This window comes from Trueperella bonasi, from assembly GCF_030811535.1.
In the GTDB taxonomy this organism is placed as follows: Bacteria; Actinomycetota; Actinomycetes; order Actinomycetales; family Actinomycetaceae; genus Trueperella; species Trueperella bonasi.
On the sequence record NZ_JAUSQX010000001.1, the window covers coordinates 148693 to 165998 of the forward strand.

18 protein-coding genes and 1 pseudogene are annotated in these 17306 nt (G+C 55.1%); all 19 read right to left on the bottom strand.

Translation table 11 applies throughout. The features are described 5' to 3' along the window. Positions 1–32: 32 nt before the first annotated feature. Positions 33–326, bottom strand: a pseudogene (locus J2S70_RS00670) (metal-sulfur cluster assembly factor); the annotation flags it as partial. Between the two features lie 42 nt (positions 327–368). After that, a complete protein-coding gene (sufU, locus tag J2S70_RS00675) occupies positions 369–812 on the bottom strand; it encodes a Fe-S cluster assembly sulfur transfer protein SufU (RefSeq protein WP_307681830.1) in 444 nt (147 codons plus the stop codon). A 2-nt stretch (positions 813–814) separates the two neighbouring features. Continuing rightward, a complete protein-coding gene (locus J2S70_RS00680; protein WP_307681831.1) occupies positions 815–2119 on the bottom strand; it encodes a SufS family cysteine desulfurase in 1305 nt (434 codons plus the stop codon). Then, positions 2116–2874 carry a Fe-S cluster assembly ATPase SufC gene (sufC, locus tag J2S70_RS00685; protein ID WP_307683343.1) on the bottom strand — a complete coding sequence of 253 codons (759 nt, stop codon included), beginning with the start codon at positions 2872–2874 and terminating at the stop codon, positions 2116–2118. The genes J2S70_RS00680 and sufC overlap by 4 nt, the downstream gene beginning before the upstream one ends. 44 nt (positions 2875–2918) lie before the next feature. After that, positions 2919–3248, bottom strand: coding sequence for a Rieske (2Fe-2S) protein (locus J2S70_RS00690; protein WP_307681832.1), 330 nt, complete (start codon positions 3246–3248; stop codon positions 2919–2921). Beyond that, positions 3241–4380: a Fe-S cluster assembly protein SufD gene (gene sufD, locus J2S70_RS00695; RefSeq protein ID WP_307681833.1), complete on the bottom strand. Its 1140-nt coding sequence runs from the start codon at positions 4378–4380 to the stop codon at positions 3241–3243. The genes J2S70_RS00690 and sufD overlap by 8 nt, the downstream gene beginning before the upstream one ends. A gap of 2 nt (positions 4381–4382) precedes the next feature. Further along, positions 4383–5822, bottom strand: a complete 1440-nt coding sequence (gene sufB, locus J2S70_RS00700) for a Fe-S cluster assembly protein SufB (RefSeq protein ID WP_307681834.1) — start codon at positions 5820–5822, stop codon at positions 4383–4385. Positions 5823–5869: 47 nt separating this feature from the next. After that, complete coding sequence (locus J2S70_RS00705) at positions 5870–6559, bottom strand: helix-turn-helix transcriptional regulator (protein WP_307681835.1); 690 nt, start codon at positions 6557–6559, stop codon at positions 5870–5872. 113 nt (positions 6560–6672) lie between these two features. Next, positions 6673–7311: an NUDIX domain-containing protein gene (locus J2S70_RS00710; protein ID WP_307681836.1), complete on the bottom strand. Its 639-nt coding sequence runs from the start codon at positions 7309–7311 to the stop codon at positions 6673–6675. Then, positions 7311–8882 carry a murein biosynthesis integral membrane protein MurJ gene (murJ, locus tag J2S70_RS00715; RefSeq protein ID WP_307681837.1) on the bottom strand — a complete coding sequence of 524 codons (1572 nt, stop codon included), beginning with the start codon at positions 8880–8882 and terminating at the stop codon, positions 7311–7313. The genes J2S70_RS00710 and murJ overlap by 1 nt, the downstream gene beginning before the upstream one ends. Next, on the bottom strand, positions 8879–9664 hold the full coding sequence (locus J2S70_RS00720; protein ID WP_307681838.1) for a hypothetical protein: 786 nt from the start codon (positions 9662–9664) through the stop codon (positions 8879–8881). Before J2S70_RS00720 ends, murJ begins: the two co-directional genes overlap by 4 nt. Beyond that, on the bottom strand, positions 9661–10746 hold the full coding sequence (locus tag J2S70_RS00725) for a copper transporter (RefSeq protein WP_307681839.1): 1086 nt from the start codon (positions 10744–10746) through the stop codon (positions 9661–9663). Before J2S70_RS00725 ends, J2S70_RS00720 begins: the two co-directional genes overlap by 4 nt. A 9-nt stretch (positions 10747–10755) precedes the next feature. After that, complete coding sequence (steA, locus tag J2S70_RS00730) at positions 10756–11934, bottom strand: putative cytokinetic ring protein SteA (protein WP_307681840.1); 1179 nt, start codon at positions 11932–11934, stop codon at positions 10756–10758. Positions 11935–11941: 7 nt separating this feature from the next. Beyond that, complete coding sequence (gene recN / locus J2S70_RS00735) at positions 11942–13639, bottom strand: DNA repair protein RecN (RefSeq protein WP_307681841.1); 1698 nt, start codon at positions 13637–13639, stop codon at positions 11942–11944. Then, positions 13636–14472: an NAD kinase gene (locus J2S70_RS00740; RefSeq protein ID WP_307683344.1), complete on the bottom strand. Its 837-nt coding sequence runs from the start codon at positions 14470–14472 to the stop codon at positions 13636–13638. The genes recN and J2S70_RS00740 overlap by 4 nt, the downstream gene beginning before the upstream one ends. A 2-nt stretch (positions 14473–14474) precedes the next feature. Beyond that, positions 14475–15320 (bottom strand): TlyA family RNA methyltransferase, encoded by an 846-nt coding sequence (locus J2S70_RS00745; protein ID WP_307681842.1) that lies wholly within the window; start codon positions 15318–15320, stop codon positions 14475–14477. Then, complete coding sequence (locus tag J2S70_RS00750; RefSeq protein ID WP_307681843.1) at positions 15321–15476, bottom strand: hypothetical protein; 156 nt, start codon at positions 15474–15476, stop codon at positions 15321–15323. It lies immediately after the preceding gene. Next, positions 15469–16497: an HAD-IIA family hydrolase gene (locus tag J2S70_RS00755; RefSeq protein WP_307681844.1), complete on the bottom strand. Its 1029-nt coding sequence runs from the start codon at positions 16495–16497 to the stop codon at positions 15469–15471. Before J2S70_RS00755 ends, J2S70_RS00750 begins: the two co-directional genes overlap by 8 nt. Positions 16498–16509: 12 nt before the next feature. Continuing rightward, positions 16510–17268 (bottom strand): hypothetical protein, encoded by a 759-nt coding sequence (locus tag J2S70_RS00760; protein WP_307681845.1) that lies wholly within the window; start codon positions 17266–17268, stop codon positions 16510–16512. Positions 17269–17306 lie beyond the last annotated feature (38 nt).

Consider the following 17306-nt stretch of genomic DNA (forward strand, 5'->3'; position numbering starts at 1 on the left):
CCAGCCAGTGTACTGGCGGATCAACAAAAGCCCTAAACGTTAAAGCCCAGCGCCCTCAGTTGATCACGGCCATCGTCGGTAATGCGCTCAGGCCCCCACGGTGGGAGCCACACCCAATTGATTCGGAAATCGTCAACGAGCCCGGCCACAGCCTGGTGAGCCTGTTCCTCAATCACGTCGGTCAACGGGCAAGCAGCAGAGGTCAAGGTCATATCTGCGATAGCAGAGTTTCCTTCGAGGGTAATCCCGTAAAGGAGGCCAAGGTCAACAATGTTGATGCCCAGTTCCGGGTCAATAACGTCCTTGAGGGCCTCTACCAAATCTTCGTCGGTGGGTGGGGTTGTTTCATTCTCCGACACTAAAATCTCCTATTCAATCGTCTGATTGGTCGCATCTTTCAGGGCCATCCAGCCAAGGAGTGCGCACTTGATGCGCATCGGAAACTTCGACACGCCTTGCAGTGCAGAGGCATCCTGTAAAAGATCCGCGTCCTCATCAGAAATTTCGTGCCCGCGAGCATCCATCATCTCGCGGAACACGCCGTAAAGTTTGTCAAAATCCTCGAGAGTTTTGTTCTCGACTAGTTCGCTCATCATAGATATCGAGGCCTGCGAAATCGAGCAGCCGTGCCCTTGCCAAGCAAGATCGGCTATTTTGCCATCGCGAACATTAACCTGATAATTCACTTGGTCACCACAGGTCGGATTCACCTGAAAAGACTCGCCGTCCGGATCTTCCAGTTCACCTTCCCCGTAACGTTCACGAGCGGCATCTAGGATGATCTCCTGATACATCTGTTCGAGCTCGTTCACACTCACTCCTTTTCGAGGCCAAAATATGAGCGTACACCAGCGAGCGCGTCAAGGAAACGGTCTACCTCTTCCAGCGTATTGTATGGACCGAAGGAGGCGCGGCTTGAGGCGTGAACACCAAAGTGCTGGTGAATTGGCTGAGCGCAGTGATGGCCAACCCGAATTGCGATACCGGCAGCGTCGAGAACCTGACCTACGTCGTGCGGATGCACACCCTCAACATCGAATGAGATCACCCCAAGCCTGTCTTCGGTATCGGCCGGGCCAAGCACACGCACGCCCGGAATCTGCTGGATCCCCTCGAGAGCACGCGCCGTGAGCTCGTCCTCATGACGCGCTACCGCATCCATGCCGATCTCCATCAGATATTCGGCGGCTGCCCCCATGCCAACAACCTGAGCTACAGGCTGGGTTCCAGCCTCAAAACGCGCCGGCGGGTTCGCAAAGGTTGTTTTATCCATCCTCACGATCTCAACCATCGATCCGCCAAAGAGGAACGGCGGCATTGCTCCGAACAGCTCGGCACGCCCGTACAGCGCCCCAATTCCGGTGGGACCGAGCATCTTGTGCCCGGAAAAAGCCGCAAAATCTACGCCCAGCTCATGAAGATCCACCGGAATATGCGGAACGGATTGGCAAGCATCAAGCACCGTGAGCGCACCAGCCGCCTTCGCCCGTGCAACAATCTGCTCGACCGGTGAAATCGCCCCAGTCACATTGGATACGTGCGTGAACGCTACGACTTTCGTATTTTCGTCGATCACACCGTCAACGACGTCGATCCGGCCCTCGTCCGTCAGGTCAAACCACCGTAGTTCTGCGCCGGTACGGATACATAGCTCCTGCCAGGGAATGAGGTTGGCGTGATGCTCGGCAACGGTAATAACGACGTTGTCACCTTCGCGAAGCGTCAGACGCTCTTGCACCGCTTCGATACGTTCTTTCTTTTTTCTGCCCCCGCGCAAGACTGATACGCCGCGTCCGCGGGAAATATCGTCGATGACATACGTGATCAGATTCAATGCCTCGGTGGAGTTTTTCGTCCACACGATTTCCTCGGGCTGAACACCAACAAGCCGAGCAACTGATTCGCGTGCTTGCTCGAAAGCCATCGTCGATTCAGCTGCTAACGTATGGGAGCCACGTTTAACGGCACCGTTGGCATGCATTTCTTGATGAGTAACGGCGTCCATGACGGCCCGTGGCTTTTGGGAAGTGGCGCCGGAATCAAAATAAATGAGGGGCTCCCCGCCCGGCAACGTACGCTGCAGGGCGGGGAAATCCTCTATCGGTGCTGGTGTGCTCATGCGAGAGCGTTCTCGAATCGCTCGTAACCGTTAGCTTCGAGCTCATCAGCAAGTTCTGGACCGCCCGATTCGGCAACCCGGCCATCAACGAAGACGTGGACGTGATCAGGCTTGATGTAGCGCAAGATACGCGTGTAGTGGGTGATCAGCATGATGCCGTTACCATTTTCCTGGTGCACCCGGTTCACGCCCTCGGACACCAGACGCAACGCGTCGACGTCAAGGCCCGAGTCGGTTTCATCAAGAACAGCGAACTTTGGCTTGAGGAGCTCCATCTGCAGAATCTCCAAGCGCTTCTTCTCACCACCCGAGAATCCAACGTTCAGATCGCGGCTTGCCCAATCCTTATCCGCCTTGAAGTTTTCCATCGCCGTGTTCATGTCCTTGACCCACTCGCGAAGCTTAGGAGCTTCGCCGTCGATGGCTGTTTTGGCCGAGCGCAGGAAGTTCGTCACCGTAACGCCGGGGACTTCCACCGGGTACTGCATCGCGAGGAACAGGCCTGCGTGGGCGCGCTCGTCCGGTTCCATTTCCTCAATGTTGTCACCGTCGAGGAGAATCTCGCCGTCAGTGATCTCGTAATCTGGATGGCCGGCGATCGCATACGCGAGAGTCGACTTGCCCGAGCCGTTTGGTCCCATGATCGCGTGGATCTCACCATGATGAACCGTCAGGTTCACGCCCTTGAGGATCTGCAGCGGTCCGTCCTGTGTGTCCACTGCTACGTGGAGATTCTTAATTTCTAAAGTTGACACGTTAATCTTTTCTTTCGGTTCGTGCGCGGTGCGCAAATTCTTTTCTATTCGACGGTGATGTAGACGTGCTCGCCATCCACACGCACCGGGTAGGTCTTGATCGGCGCGGAGGCCGGTGGATTCATCGATTCGCCGCTATGGAGATCGAAGCTTGAGCCGTGCCGTGTGCATTCGATGGTATCGCCATCAACATCGCCTTGCGAGAGCTTGAAACGCCCGTGCGAACAGCGATCGTCGACGGCGAACCAGTTACCGCTATCAGAGTGGATAACGGCGAGTGCAAGCGGTAGTGGTTTGCCGGGTATCTCAATGGCCGTGGCCTGTACCGTTCCCGGTTCCACATCGCTCGTCTGGCACGCGAGGTACTCAGGCATTCTGCAATTCCAATGCGATGTCGAGTTCGGCTTCGATGGATTCCATCAACTTGTTCTGTACCGAGCTAACCCCGATCTGGTTGATGAGCTCCGCGAAGAAGCCACGCACGACCAAACGGCGTGCCTGATCCTCCGGAATTCCACGAGAGCGCAGGTAGAACAGCTGATTGTCGTCGAAGTAGGCCGTTGCTGACGCGTGGCCTGCCCCTTCAATTTCACCGGTCTCAATCTCGAGATTTGGTACCGAATCAGCACGCGATCCATCCGTAAGAATGAGGTTACGATTTTCTTCGTAAGTTTCCGTCCCCTCGGCTTCCTTGCGGATAACGACGTCGCCAATCCACACAACGTGTGCGTCCTCGCCTTGGAGGGCACCCTTGTATGTCGAATTCGACGTACAGTTTGGAACATTATGTTCCATCAGTAGTCGATTTTCGATGTGCTGGCCCTCATCGCAGTAGTAGGCGCCGAGCATGTTGAGGTCAGCTCCTTCGCCGGCGAAATCCGACGATGACGTCACGCGTACGAGATCACCGCCGAGGGTAACGACGATGTGCTTCAGCGATCCGTCACGACCAACCCGCATGCGGTGCGAGGCAACGTGTACGGCATCCTGATCCCAGTCCTGAATCGAGACGACAGTGAGGTTTGCGCCGTCGGCGACTTGTACTTCGACTCCCTGCGCTAACCTCGCTGAGCCGGTGTGGTTGAGAACGACGGTTGCTTTCGAGTGCAATTCCGCGCGAATCACTAGGTGCATTGCGGCGACGTCGGTCGAACCATCTCCCGTGATCGATACGGTTACTTCCTCATCTAGCTCAGTGTCCTTCGGAATCGTGAGAACATGAGCCTTTTTCACCGAATTCCACGCAAGGGCAGCCACGCGATCTTCTGGCGCAACAGTTTGGCCGACGCGATCGTCGTCTCGCGAAACAGTCTCGAACTCGGCCCCACCCGTCACTTCGATTGCTGGGGCTTGGCCGGCAACCTTGTCCACGAAGAACTCCTCCATACGCTCCACCGGGGTGAAACGCCAGATTTCTTCGGTTCCTTGAGGAACCGGATGGTCTGCCATATCAAAAGAACGGTTACGGTCCGCAAGGGATGAACCAGTTGTCTTAGTGTTTGTCATCTTTAACCGACGGATCCTTCCATCTGAAGTCCAATGAGGCGGTTGAGCTCGAGAGCGTACTCCATGGGGAGTTCACGGGCGATCGGCTCCACGAAACCGCGAACGATCATTGCATACGCTTCCGTTTCATCGATTCCCCGGCTCATCAAGTAGAAGAGCTGATCTGCCGAGACCTTCGAGACCGTGGCCTCGTGACCCATCTCGGCGTCCCCGACACGTACATCCACATACGGGTAGGTGTCTGAACGCGAAATAGTGTCGACCAGCAGGGCATCACAAAGAACGGAAGACTTGGCCTGCTTTGCGTTCTCGTTGACTTGGACGAGCCCGCGGTAAGAAGAGTGCCCACCGCCACGCGCAACGGATTTTGCCACAATATTCGAGTGCGTGTTCGGCGCATTGTGAATCATTTTCGCCCCGGTCTCCTGGTGCTGGCCCACGCTCGCGAATGCAATCGAAAGCGTTTCGCCACGAGCATGCTCACCCTGAAGATAAACGGCCGGATATTTCATGGTAACCTTCGAACCGATATTTCCATCGATCCATTCCATGAGTCCGCCTTCTTCAACCATGGCACGCTTCGTGACGAGGTTGTAGACGTTGTTCGACCAATTTTGAATGGTCGTGTAACGGACCTTGGCATCCTTCTTCACGAAAATCTCAACGTTTGCTGCGTGCAAAGAGTCCGAAGAATAAATCGGCGCAGTGCAACCCTCAACATAGTGGACAGACGATCCCTCGTCCGCGATGATCAGCGTGCGTTCGAACTGGCCCATGTTTTCCGTGTTAATGCGGAAGTATGCCTGGAGGGGGATTTCCACATGTACCCCGGGTGGCACGTACACAAACGAACCGCCTGACCATACAGCTGAGTTCAGTGAAGCAAACTTGTTGTCACCCAGCGGAATAGCGGTACCGAAATATTCTTTGACGATCTCCGGGTGCTCTTTGAGCCCGGTATCCATATCGAGGAAGATCACGCCCTGCTTTTCCAGATCTTCACGGATCTGGTGATAGACAACCTCCGACTCGTACTGAGCAGCCACGCCCGCAACTAGCCGCTGCTGCTCAGCTTCAGGGATACCAAGACGGTCATAAGTCGTCTTAATGTCTTCCGGCAGGTCGTCCCACGAAGTAGCAACCCGTTCGGTTGAACGGACGAAATACTTGATGTTGTCAAAATCAATGTCCGATAAGTCAGCGCCCCACGTGGGAAGAGGGCGACGTTCAAAGAGCTTGAGTGCTTTGAGACGCTTTTCCAGCATCCACTCAGGTTCGTCTTTGAGCGCAGAAATTCTGCGCACGACGTCCTCGCTCAGCCCCCGTTCAGCGGCCTCAGCTTCGGGATCTTTATCGTGCCACCCATACTGGTAATTGCCGATTGAGGCAATCGTTTCTTCCTGGGTCAAACCCTCGTTTGTACCCGGTGCAATTTGGGTCATCCTTTTCCTTCCAAGACTCCGCCCAAGGGCGGTGAAGCACGCTTTGGTTAGCGTGCAGTTTTACGCGAACGATGTCGCAAATTTCGGGGAATTCCTAGCGGAATGTTCGTGGTACATACGTGCCCACCGCTCGCAATCGTCGATAGACGCTGAATGGGAACGCCTAAGAGCCGCGCGAATGCCTCAGTTTCGGCTTCGCACAGTAAGGGATATTCCTCGGCGGTCTCGTGTATGGGGCAGTGACCCTGACAGATTTGAACTGACAGCGCCGAAGGCCCACCACGCCGTAGCGTAGCTACGTAACCGTCTCTACTAAGTGCGTCCGTTAGAGCAGCAGCACGCTCGGCAGGCGTATTTCCGGCGGCGTCAAGCACCGCTCCGTAACGCTGTTCCAAAGCGTGTGCACGCGCATGGATGAACTGTTCAAGCCCTTCCTCCCCCATCGAATCTCGAACGAATCCGAGAGCGTGTGATGCAAGTTCCGAATACCCTTCCCCTAGCTGGCTTTGCCCTTCGGCGGTTGCGACATAGAGCCGCGACGGCCGTCCGCGCCGAGCAGGGCCCTTGGCCGGACCATCGTACTCTTCGATGAATTCGTCTTTGACGAGAACACCAAGGTGCCTACGTACGGCCGCGGGTGTCAATACGAGGATTTTCGCAAGCTCACCGGCCGTGATCGGGCCACGTTCGACGATCAAGCGAAGGATCTGCTCGTAGGTTCCTTGATCATTACTCACTCACATCACCTCCCGCATTAAGAAACATCTTTCTTGCTTTAATCCATTTTATCAAGTCGACTATCTGAGGGTTCCCTAACCCTGAGCTGCATCTCGATACGAGCCGAAAACCTCTACTGGTCCGCGATTGGCAGGGCAATCTTTTCACAACAATCAAGTCCACGATTGAGGGCCACATTTACCGCCAAAATTCCGGTGACAAGCGTTGGGCTAGTCAGCTTTCCCGCCATCACTGCGTCAGTCACTCGGTCCAAGCCAAACCATTCGACAGCGATCTCGGCCTCTTCCGCTTCGCGCTTAAAGTCGCCTAACGGAGCGTGCTCGACATCCACCGCGAGGAAAATGCCGAGATCCTCATTCGACACCCCAGGCGAGGTCACAAAGTTAACGAGCCTAAACCATGTCGATGCACCGAAGTCAGTTTCTTCCCGTAGCTCACGGGCGGCAGTCAGGACCTCCGCTTCACCGTCTTGATCTCGTAGACCCGCCGGAATCTCCCACATGAGCCGGCGCGGAGCGTGGCGATATTGCCGAATGAGCAGAACATCCCATTCCTCCTCATCGTGGTCCGAAGGTTTGAGCGCTACTACCGCCACGGCGTCGTCGTGATCCATCCACTGCCGCCGCACGACGTCACCCGAGGCGAATTCGATTTCATCGTCATAGATCGTAAAAATCGGCCCTGCAAAGCGCTCGACACGTTCGGCTAAACGAACGTGATCTGGGACTGGGGTATCACAAAGTTCATACATCACCTTTCCACACTATCTGAAAACGGCCGCCGGATTAATTGCCGGTCTGTCATCAACACACACAGTGCCGTTGCGCTCAAAAGCAGCAGTGCGCCTATCATTGCCGCACCGAATGCGCTGGCGATACTCGCCCCTCCTCCAGCTAAAATGCGCTCGACAATCCATTCAACCGCCAAGCCCACGATAAATAGCGTAGGCAGCAAGGCCGTAGCGAGCCGAGCAATTCCTTGGAGCGCAGAACTTCCAAGTTGCCGACGAATCGCCGCGAGAACCAACACCCCACCGATACTCAAACCGATAGATAAACTCAGGCCAATCGCCACGAGAGTTTCCTGCCTCCCCGAAACACCAATGACGTAAGCACACCCCAATACGATGACGACGCTCGCCCAGCTCAGCGAATTGCACAGAATAACCAGCCCGGGCGCGTTTTGCGCATATAGGACACGCGCACCGTGATAAAGCAACGAAAAACCAATCAAACCTGGAGCCATCGCGCGCATCGCAGTGTCCAAACCTGAAATATCGCGCCCAAGTTCCAAGACGACTTTCGCCGGCTCAGCCAAGACAAAAAGTAACACCGCTGACAACGCCCCCATAGCGAAAACAAGGCGAGTCGACCGAGAGGTGAGAACCATCAAACGCTCGCCGCTTGCCGCCGACAACTGTGGAAACACCACCGTCGCAATCGGTACAGCAAGTACTGCATAAGGAACCATGAACATCGCGTAGGCGTAATTAAAAGCGGCATACGTACCTGTCCCACCCAGTCCGTTAGCTGTCACCATAATCACGACAATCGCAATTTGTTGAGCCAAAAGCGCAGCTAAGCCGGCAAACCCCAGACGCACAACTTCACGCCCCGCACCCTCGGGAAAGGTCAGCGTCGGGCGCAGCTTCGCATGGCGCCCGGCAATAAAAAGCTGAGGTAAAGAAAACACGGCCACGCCCGCCGTCGTACCCCAACCCAGCAGAGCAATCGCGCCCCAAGAAAGCGAACCAGGATCAACAAACGGGTCGGCTAGATTCGAATAGCCAAGGAAAGCCGCCGTAACAGCAACGGACGAAAGTAGCGGAGACAGCGCGGGAAGAACAAATTTTCCGTGGCTTTGCAAAATCCCAGTCGCCACCACCGATACTCCGTAAAGCGGGACCTGCACGGCAAAAATTCTTAGGAAAATAGTCGTCAACCAAAGGAGCTCTGGAGTGGCCTGGGGCAACAGAACCTTTGCCAGCGGAGCAGAAAAAATAACCAGCAACACGGCAACAGGGATTCCAATAAGAGCGATCCACGTCAAAAGTGCCGACGCCGTCTGATCGGCTTGTGCGTGCCGTCCTTTAGAAAGATAACGCGAAATCAACGGAATTATTGCGCCGGCAAGAGCTCCACCCGCGGCCACCTCGAACAGGACGTTAGGAACGGTATTCGCAGTGTCGTAGGCCGTAGCAACCTGGCCATCGGATAGCGCCCACGACTGCGCCAGCTTGCGCACCAAGCCCATCAGGCGCGACGCAAGCGTTAAAACGGCGACCATGCCTGCGGTGCCCGCCAAAACCTTTACAGGCCTCATGCGGGCCGCCCTAACGAATCAATGCTCCGCAACCATGGGGTCTGTTCGATAATGCGCGAAAAGGAAACTTTCTCCGAAACCACATTTAACGCAATGAGCACGGCTAAGATCGGGATTTTCGCTTTCTTCGGGTATTCGGTAAGTACGACTCCAAGGTGCGCGCCTAGGGCATTTGCACCGAGATCACCAAGCATCGTTCGCCCATGCAGATCTGGGCCAATACCAGCAAATGCCGCACCGGCGCTCGCACGAGCAAGTTGTGATCCCCATGCGGCCGGCACACCAGCGACAATCATAATTGCCTTTCGCGCGCGCCCGGGCCGCAGGTCCAAGAGATTAATCAGATTGGCACTCAGCGAAATCGTCACGGCATCCATGATCGTTTCGTAAACTTCACGATCTTTATAACTGGCTTGAATACCTGCGGCGATCAAGGATCCTGCGCCGATCGTCGCAATTTTCGCTAGTCCGCTCGAAACTCGGCCTTGGCGAAACTCACCGAGATGGCCCTTGAAGCCTTTCGCAGCTGTAGGGAAACTGTCTTCTAAATGGTCGTCCACATATCCGGCGATTGCGCCCGATACCGTGGCTACGATGGCCGCATTCCTTTCTTCTCCGGCAAACATGCTGCCTGCAAGCAATCCGGCGAATGCATCAAGCCCACCTACCAGTGACGTTCGATTTCCGGCAAAATTCGTGCGCTTCCAATTTGTGGGCTCGATTTTCGCGGCCGCTTTTTGCGCCAAGATCGAACCGGCGACTGCGGCAAGCCCGGATATCATCCTTCAGACTCTTCGGTCACTGCCTCTTCGCTTGTATCCTCGCTTTCAACTGGTTCGCCTTCTCCGTCAACCGGCTCAACGGTGCCCGCTTCTTCACCGTCGGCCGATTCGTCCGCCGGCTCAGCTGGCGGTGCCGCAGGTTCAACTGCACGCGCCTCAACTCGTTCACCAAGAACGCGCTGTGCGCCAGATTCAATGCCAAGGTGGATCAAACCATCGCGCAATTCGGTTGCCAACGCAATCGGGGCGTTAATCTGCCCCACGATGAGATCTATGGAGTCAACCGTTGACACTTCCGCAGCCATACCACGCATCTCATAAATCACATCCCCTTCTGATCCTCCAGCACCGGCTGCAACAGTTGGGCCCCGTGAGCCGAGCTCGATGATCAGAGAAACGTGTGTGCTGGTCGTATATTGTTGCTGCGCCTCAAGATCGGGATCTACCGTTTCGGAAGCCGCCGATGGAATATCCGGTGTAAGCACGAGCACAGCTGAAGCCGGCTCGACCATTGCATCTATCGACATCATCGGGGTGTCAGTTCCGGTCATCAAACCCGCTAGCGTGTCATGTTTGGCTACACCGTCTCGGGTGATCGCATTCACCGCTAGTGCCAAGACCTGATTTGTCTCGGCACCATCCTCCGCGCCCGGCACGTATTCCGTTATCTGGTCTGCGAAGGTTGACCTGAAGGAATTCTGGGAAGCTAGCGTCCACGTGTCCTTCAACGTTGCAACACCGCTCACGCTTGCTCCGGCATCCTCAATTCGAGCCTGTACCGCGCTAACCTCCCTATCGGTCACTCCCGGAAGAACCACAAGGGAAATCGTCTGGCCCGATAGCGTGTCACCGATCAAAACGGGTGCAACATCTTCAAATGCCTGCTCTTGGTGACCTATTGCGCGTTCCAGCTCCTCATTTTGCGCCTTGAGTTCCATATTCGTCGTGCGCAGGTCAGAAACTTGGCTTTGCAGCACATTTCCAAGGGACTCTTGAAGTGGTCCGGCGCCCAAAATAATTCCAATAGCCAGCGCAAAAAACACCGAAATGAGTGAAACTAAGTGATACCTGAAATCAACCACAATGCCACCTTAAAATAAGTTCTTCATCCACAGTACGAAATCTGACCACCACACACGTACAAGATCGAACGTTATCTGCCCAACTTCCGTTGCTGAAATGGCAGCAAGAACGCCCAACAGCCCGGCTATGAGCAAGAATGCTATTTGCCAGTTCGAGATACGGGAGCGATACAGACGCGAAACACCGCGCGCATCCACCAGCTTCGATCCCACCTGAAGTCTTGTAAGGAATGTGGAAGCCATACCCTTGCGGCCCTTGTCGAGAAAATCAACCAAATTTGAGTGAGTTCCGACAGCGACGATCATTTCAGCTCCCCGCCCATCGGCCAAAAGCATCGCAATATCCTCCGAGGTGCCCGTTGCTGGAAAAATCTTATGCTCAACACCGAGATCCTCCACGCGCTTTTGCCCGGGGGCAGTACGATCGCGATAGGCATGGACCACGACTTCCGCGCCCGAGCGCAACGCCGCATCCGTGACCGAGTCCATGTCACCAATCACCATGTCAAGGTCATATCCGGCCTCGAGGATCGCATCAGCGCCCCCGTCGACCCCAACCATTATCGGCCTGTACTCCCGGATGTACGGTCCGAGTGTGCGCAGGTCCTCCTTATACTGATATCCGCGCACCACGATCAGCGCATGCCTGCCCTCAAACTTGGTGTCGACGTTGGGCAGTCCAGCCCCATCGAGAATCAGCTCCTGTTCCTTTTCCAGGTACTCCATCGTGTTATTTGCGAAGGCCTTAAGTTGAACTGCCATCCCATCGCGAGCGGCATGAAGATCCTCTTCGATCGTCTGGGCTGTTTGAAAAACCCCCTGGCTGATGAGGGTTTCTCCACGAAACACCTCACCCTCCTGCGTGATATTCAACTTTTGCCCCTCACGCACGTCCATGATCCCCGAACCCAGGTTATCTATGACGGGAATTCCCTCTTCGAGCAGGATTTGAGGACCAAGATTTGGGTAACGACCAGAGGTTGACTTAGCCGCATTCAAAACCGCTGCCGGGCGAATTTCTACGAGACTCTCGGCCGCAACCCGATCAATATCTTCATGATCGATAACGGCGATCTCACCAGGCTTCAGCCTCTTAACAAGATTTTTCGTACGCGAATCGACGCGGGCGACTCCTCCACGTGCGTCCGCGTCAGGCTCTACTTCACGGCGTCGACGACGAAATACCATTTCTTCATCATGGCACAATCGCAGTGCGAATTAGTTCAGCCGCATGGGTGCGTGCCGCTTGTGATTCCTCGTGCCCGGATAGCATACGCGCTAATTCAGAAACTCTGGCGTCCCCCGCAACAACCCGCACGTCAGTCGACGTCGTATCGCCATCGCTCTTCTTCGCAACGACCACGTGTTCGCCAGCATAGGCTGCTACCTGAGCCAAATGCGTCACAGTCAGTACCTGTGCTGACTTCGCCACTCTTGCTAGGCGTTCGCCCACTGAAAGCGCTGTTTTCCCACCGATTCCAGCGTCAACTTCATCGAAGATAAACGTGTGGTCTGGGCGCGGTTTGGCGTTGAGCGCCGTTTCGATCGCAAGCATAATTCGCGACATCTCACCACCCGAGGCCGATGTCGCCAACGGTAATTTGCTGGCGCCACGATGCGGCGAAAGAAGAAAAGCGACCTCGTCCATTCCGTGTGCGAGTGCCTCATTCGCACGAGTAAGGCTCACCGAGAATGTGGCATCTTTCATGGCTAAAGAGTGCAGCTCGCGCGTCACTTGCTCAGACAACTCATCCGCGGCCGCGCGTCGACGCTCCGTCAATATTAGAGCTGACTCCTCAAGCTCTTCGCGTGCACGCGCTACAGCATTTTCGAGGTCCTCAAGATGCTCGTCGGGAGAAGCCAACGAGGCCAGACGAGAATCTGCCAACTGACGAGTCTCCAGAATTTCTTCTATCGTCATTCCCAAGTCCCGTTGAATCTGCCTCAGCTCAGCACGTCGCTCGTGAATTCGATTCAGTTCCTCAGGATCAGCATTCAGCTCCCCGAGCTTAATCCCCAACACATTCGAGACATCCGAAGCAATAACGGCCGCATCTTTGAGTTGCCGGCCAAGGTCGGCAAGATCAAAGTCAGCATCCGATACCTGCAGGAGTAGCTGGCTCGCAGAATCGAGTGAGGCAAGAGCACCTGATTCATTTTCAAAGCCCTCAAGGCTGGAAATGGCCCCAGCCATCGCGGCACGCAAATCTTCAACATTTTCTAACTGCATTGCGCGTGCTTTGAGTTCATCTTCCTCGCCACGTTCAGGCTCAACTGCGTCGACGCGCTTAACGAGAGCTTCAAGCGCTAAGCGTTCGCTGGCAGCCTGTTTCATATCTGCTTGAAACTTCTCCAGCTCGTTGGTTGCGCTCCGTAAGCCCTCCCATGCCTTCCGATAGTTTTGACTGGCCTCAGCAATTGAGACACCGCCAAACGAATCGAGTGCCGCGCGCTGCATTCGCTCGGACCGAAGCTTGATCTGATCTGATTGCCCATGAACGGTTACCACGTGCTCCGCGATATCCGAGAGTACCGATATGGGCACGCTTTGGCCGCCTACGAAGGCCCGTGACCTACCTTTAGCCGGTACATGCCGAGCAATGATTATCGCCGCCATGTCGCCGTCGTTATCTACCGTTCCACCCGCATTTTCTACGATATCGACGACGGGTGAATCAGCTTGCACAACGAAAGTGCCTTCAACGATTGCACGTTCGGCCCCGCTACGAACACGTGCAGGATCGGCCTTCTGGCCCATGAGCAACGACAGCGAGGTCAGTGCCATCGTTTTTCCGGCACCAGTTTCGCCCGTGATTGCAGTCATACCGGCACAGAGGTTAAGCTCTGCCGATTCAATCACTCCAAGGTTGGAAATTCTTAGTTCTTCGATCACGGCGTACCTTTCGCACCGCGTCGCCACCCTTCAACGGGCAGATGGAATTTCTTTACCAGCCTGCCCGAGAATGGCGAATCGTTGAGCCGTGCCAAACGAGCTGGATGCTCCCCCTTGACGGCAACGATCCGAGAACCCGCGGGGGCCAAGACGCGGCGCCGACCATCAAGCCAGACCACGGCGTCGTCAGAGCGAATACCCACCTCGAGAGTCGAAGATTTACTCACAACCAGTGGGCGAGAAAAGAGCGCGTGGGCCGCAATAGGAGTCAAAATAAGCGCTTCAACATCGGGCCACACGATCGGGCCGCCAGCAGAAAAATTATAGGCAGTTGACCCCGTGGGGGTGGACAGTAAAACAGCGTCTGCTTTAAAAGACGAAAGCCCCCTACCATCGACGCCGATGTCTGTTTCAATCATTCGGGCGTTGGGACCTTTTTCAATCGAAGCTTCGTTCAACGCCCAACCGGTTTCTTTATGCCCGTCCGGATGAGTGACTGTAACATCGATCGTCAACCTCGAATCAACCGTCCAATCGCCTTCGATAATGGCATGAACGACGTCCAATAACGACGACGGCTCAGCTTCGGCTAGGAATCCGACATGCCCGAAATTTATTCCTAAGATGGGAGTCTCATAAGGCATCGCTATCTGCGCGGCTTTGAGAATAGTGCCATCCCCGCCAATCACGAGGATCAGATCGGTGCCATCGAGGTTAGAATCTTCGTCGACGTAAAAGACTTGCGCGCCGGCGGCTAGAAGGCGATCGAACGCAATCTGAGCTGATGTATTAGCCTCTTCTCGGCTCTCGTGGGTAAGAATCCCGACTCGCACTGTCAATATCGCCCCTTAACTTCGCGATCAAGTGACCCAGCTGGCCCTGTTGCTACAGCTTGTTCGATTGCACCAACTAAACTCTCGCCAATATCAGTTCCGCTCTCTTTTAGGTGCACGAAGTACTCAACGTTTCCCGCCGGCCCAGGAAGAGGCGAGGGAGCAACAGCCCGCACAGCTAAGCCAACATCGCGTGCACGTTCGCATACTTTTAAAACAGTTTTTACATGATCCCTTGGATCGCGCACCACTCCGCCCGCGCCTAGCTCAGCTTTACCAATTTCAAACTGAGGCTTAACCATCAGCAAAAAATCCGCTGCTTTCGAGGCAACCTTAGCTAACGTTGGAAGCACGAGCGTGAGCGATATGAACGATAGGTCGCCAACGACTAGGTCGGGTGAGGGTTGCACCGTATCCGGGGTCAAGTTTCGAACATTAGTTCTTTCCATAACGATCACCCGTGGATCTTCGCGCAATCTCCACGCGAGCTGCCCGTACCCGACGTCCACAGCCAATACTTGCGAGGCCCCACGGCGTAGTAACACATCGGTGAAGCCACCGGTGGACGCTCCTGCGTCAAGAGCACACACGCCCTCAATCGTAGGCGCCGCTTCGCCGAGGTATTCAATAGCCCCTACCAGCTTGTAGGCGCCGCGTGAAACATAGTCCTCACACGCTCCTTCTCTAACGACGAGCGCCTGCGCCGGGTTCATTTGCCTTGCTGGCTTGGTAACAACCATGCCGTCAAGCAAAACGTTTCCAGCGTTGATCAGTTCGGCTGCCTCAGCTCGCGAGCGTGCCAAATTGCGGCGAACAAGCTCGGAGTCGACGCGGATGAGCTTCGCCATTTACACCCGCGCCCGGTTGAGACGTGTGGAAAGTTCCTGGTGTACTTTTTCTAGATCGGCGATTTGATCTGCGCGTTGTTTTGCTGTTATTTTCGCGAGAGTTTGCGCCACGTCGATGCGCGCATGTTCCTCGCCGGGCGTGGGCACTTCAGACATCTCTAACCACCGTGAACTCGGGCAACCATTCAAACTGATCGCGGGCTGCGCCGTCGTCGATCTGCTGCCAAACCGCGCCGACCAGCGCCCGATAGGAGTTCAGGCTAAGCTCCGGGCTGACTAGTTCTTCGCCATCCACCGTAATCTTGTTTGGCTCCACCGTGACTCGATTTGCACCGCACTCCCAAGTGTTGTCTTGCTGGCGGACCTCCGGAATCGGAATGTTGAGATCAAGCATGTCCAAACCAAGATAGGTAGGCCGTTCATGATCCTGTGCCAGCATGATATCGCGCGCAGTGTTCACACCGGTAAGAACGTGTAAGGAAGGCAAATCGGCCGCGTTAGCACCGGCAATATCGGTGTCAAGACGGTCACCTACGCAAATCGGGCGTTGCGCGCCGGTTTCCTTCATTGCGAGTTGATACATGTCGGGCGCCGGCTTTCCTGATGCAAGCGGCTGAACACCCGTCGCATGTATCACTGCTGCCACCATCGAACCGCAACCCAGATGTTGCCCTCGCTCTAATGGAAGGGTTGCGTCAAGGTTGGTTGCCACGTAGAGCGCACCGGCGTTAATAGCTAGAGCTGCCTCGGACAGCTCACGCCAAGAAAGGTCCCTTGACAAACCTTGGAGCACGACGTCCGCCTTATCGTCAGCGGACGAAACGACTTCGAGATCCGCCTTCTCCAGCTCATAGAAAAGCCCTTCTGTACCAAGCGCCAAGACCTTTGATCCGGCCGGAACATGTTCTAACGCTTGAGCGACGGCAGTTCGCGAAGATGTGTAAATTTCATCCGATACCGCGGCAATACCGACAGACTCGAGCTTTTTAGCCACATTGGGTGGCGATGCCATTGAATTATTCGTGATGTACGCTGCCCTATTTCCGTTTACTTTGGCTGCCGCGATCCCTTCCGGCGCATTTTCAATGGGCAGCGAACCCCTATAGCACACACCGTCTAGGTCCAAGAAAAGGTAATCACTAGCTTCACTCAATGATCCGTCAATCGTAATCCGCATTGATATTCCAACCTATTCGCTGTCTAGTTCATCTTCGTCGTCAAATTCTTCGGCTAATTCGTCGTTCAAATCGTCGAGGTCTTCAACAGCTTCGCCTTCTTTGCGGTCAAGAGTTTCATCCTCAGGATCCACATTACCTTCTTCAACGATTTCTGATTCGATCTCGGCGGACTCATACTCGATCTCATCGGACTCTTCTTCGTTAGGGTTTTGGACTTCGGCAGGTTCATCTGGAATGTCATCAAGCACGTCATCAAGATCCACCATGATGTCTCCACCTTGATCTTGATAGAGCGGTTGCCAGACTTCTCGCAGCTCATTCGCTTCGTCGCCTCGGCCAAGTTCTTCTAGGCGTTCAGCTTTGATGAGTTGAACTCGCGCGGCAAGCTCTTCGGGCAAGTTTTCGATCAGAATTTTTCGCAGTGCCGCCAGCCCACCTTCTGAATCACCTGTTTCTGCGCGCGCACCAGAGGTTACAAGAGCGAGTTCGACTTGCGAAATAGCATTGAGCCTCTGGAGTGGGATACCTTCAATAAATCGGAGGGCTTTCTCGGGGCGGCCAAGTCCGCGTTCAGAATCGGCTTCAAGAGGCACGTGCGTGTAGTCATCGCTCATCCGACGATAGGTCCGCAGCTCGCGCAATGCCTCCGAGTATCTTTCTGTTGCGTATGCGGTTAGCCCAAGCGCCTCGCGTACGACGTCGATGCGCGCCGCACTTTGGAACGCAGCTTTGGCGTGTTGGTAAGCGACCTCCGGATCAATTTCAAGCATCTCACCTGCGTAAGCAAGGTGACGTGCTACTCGATCGG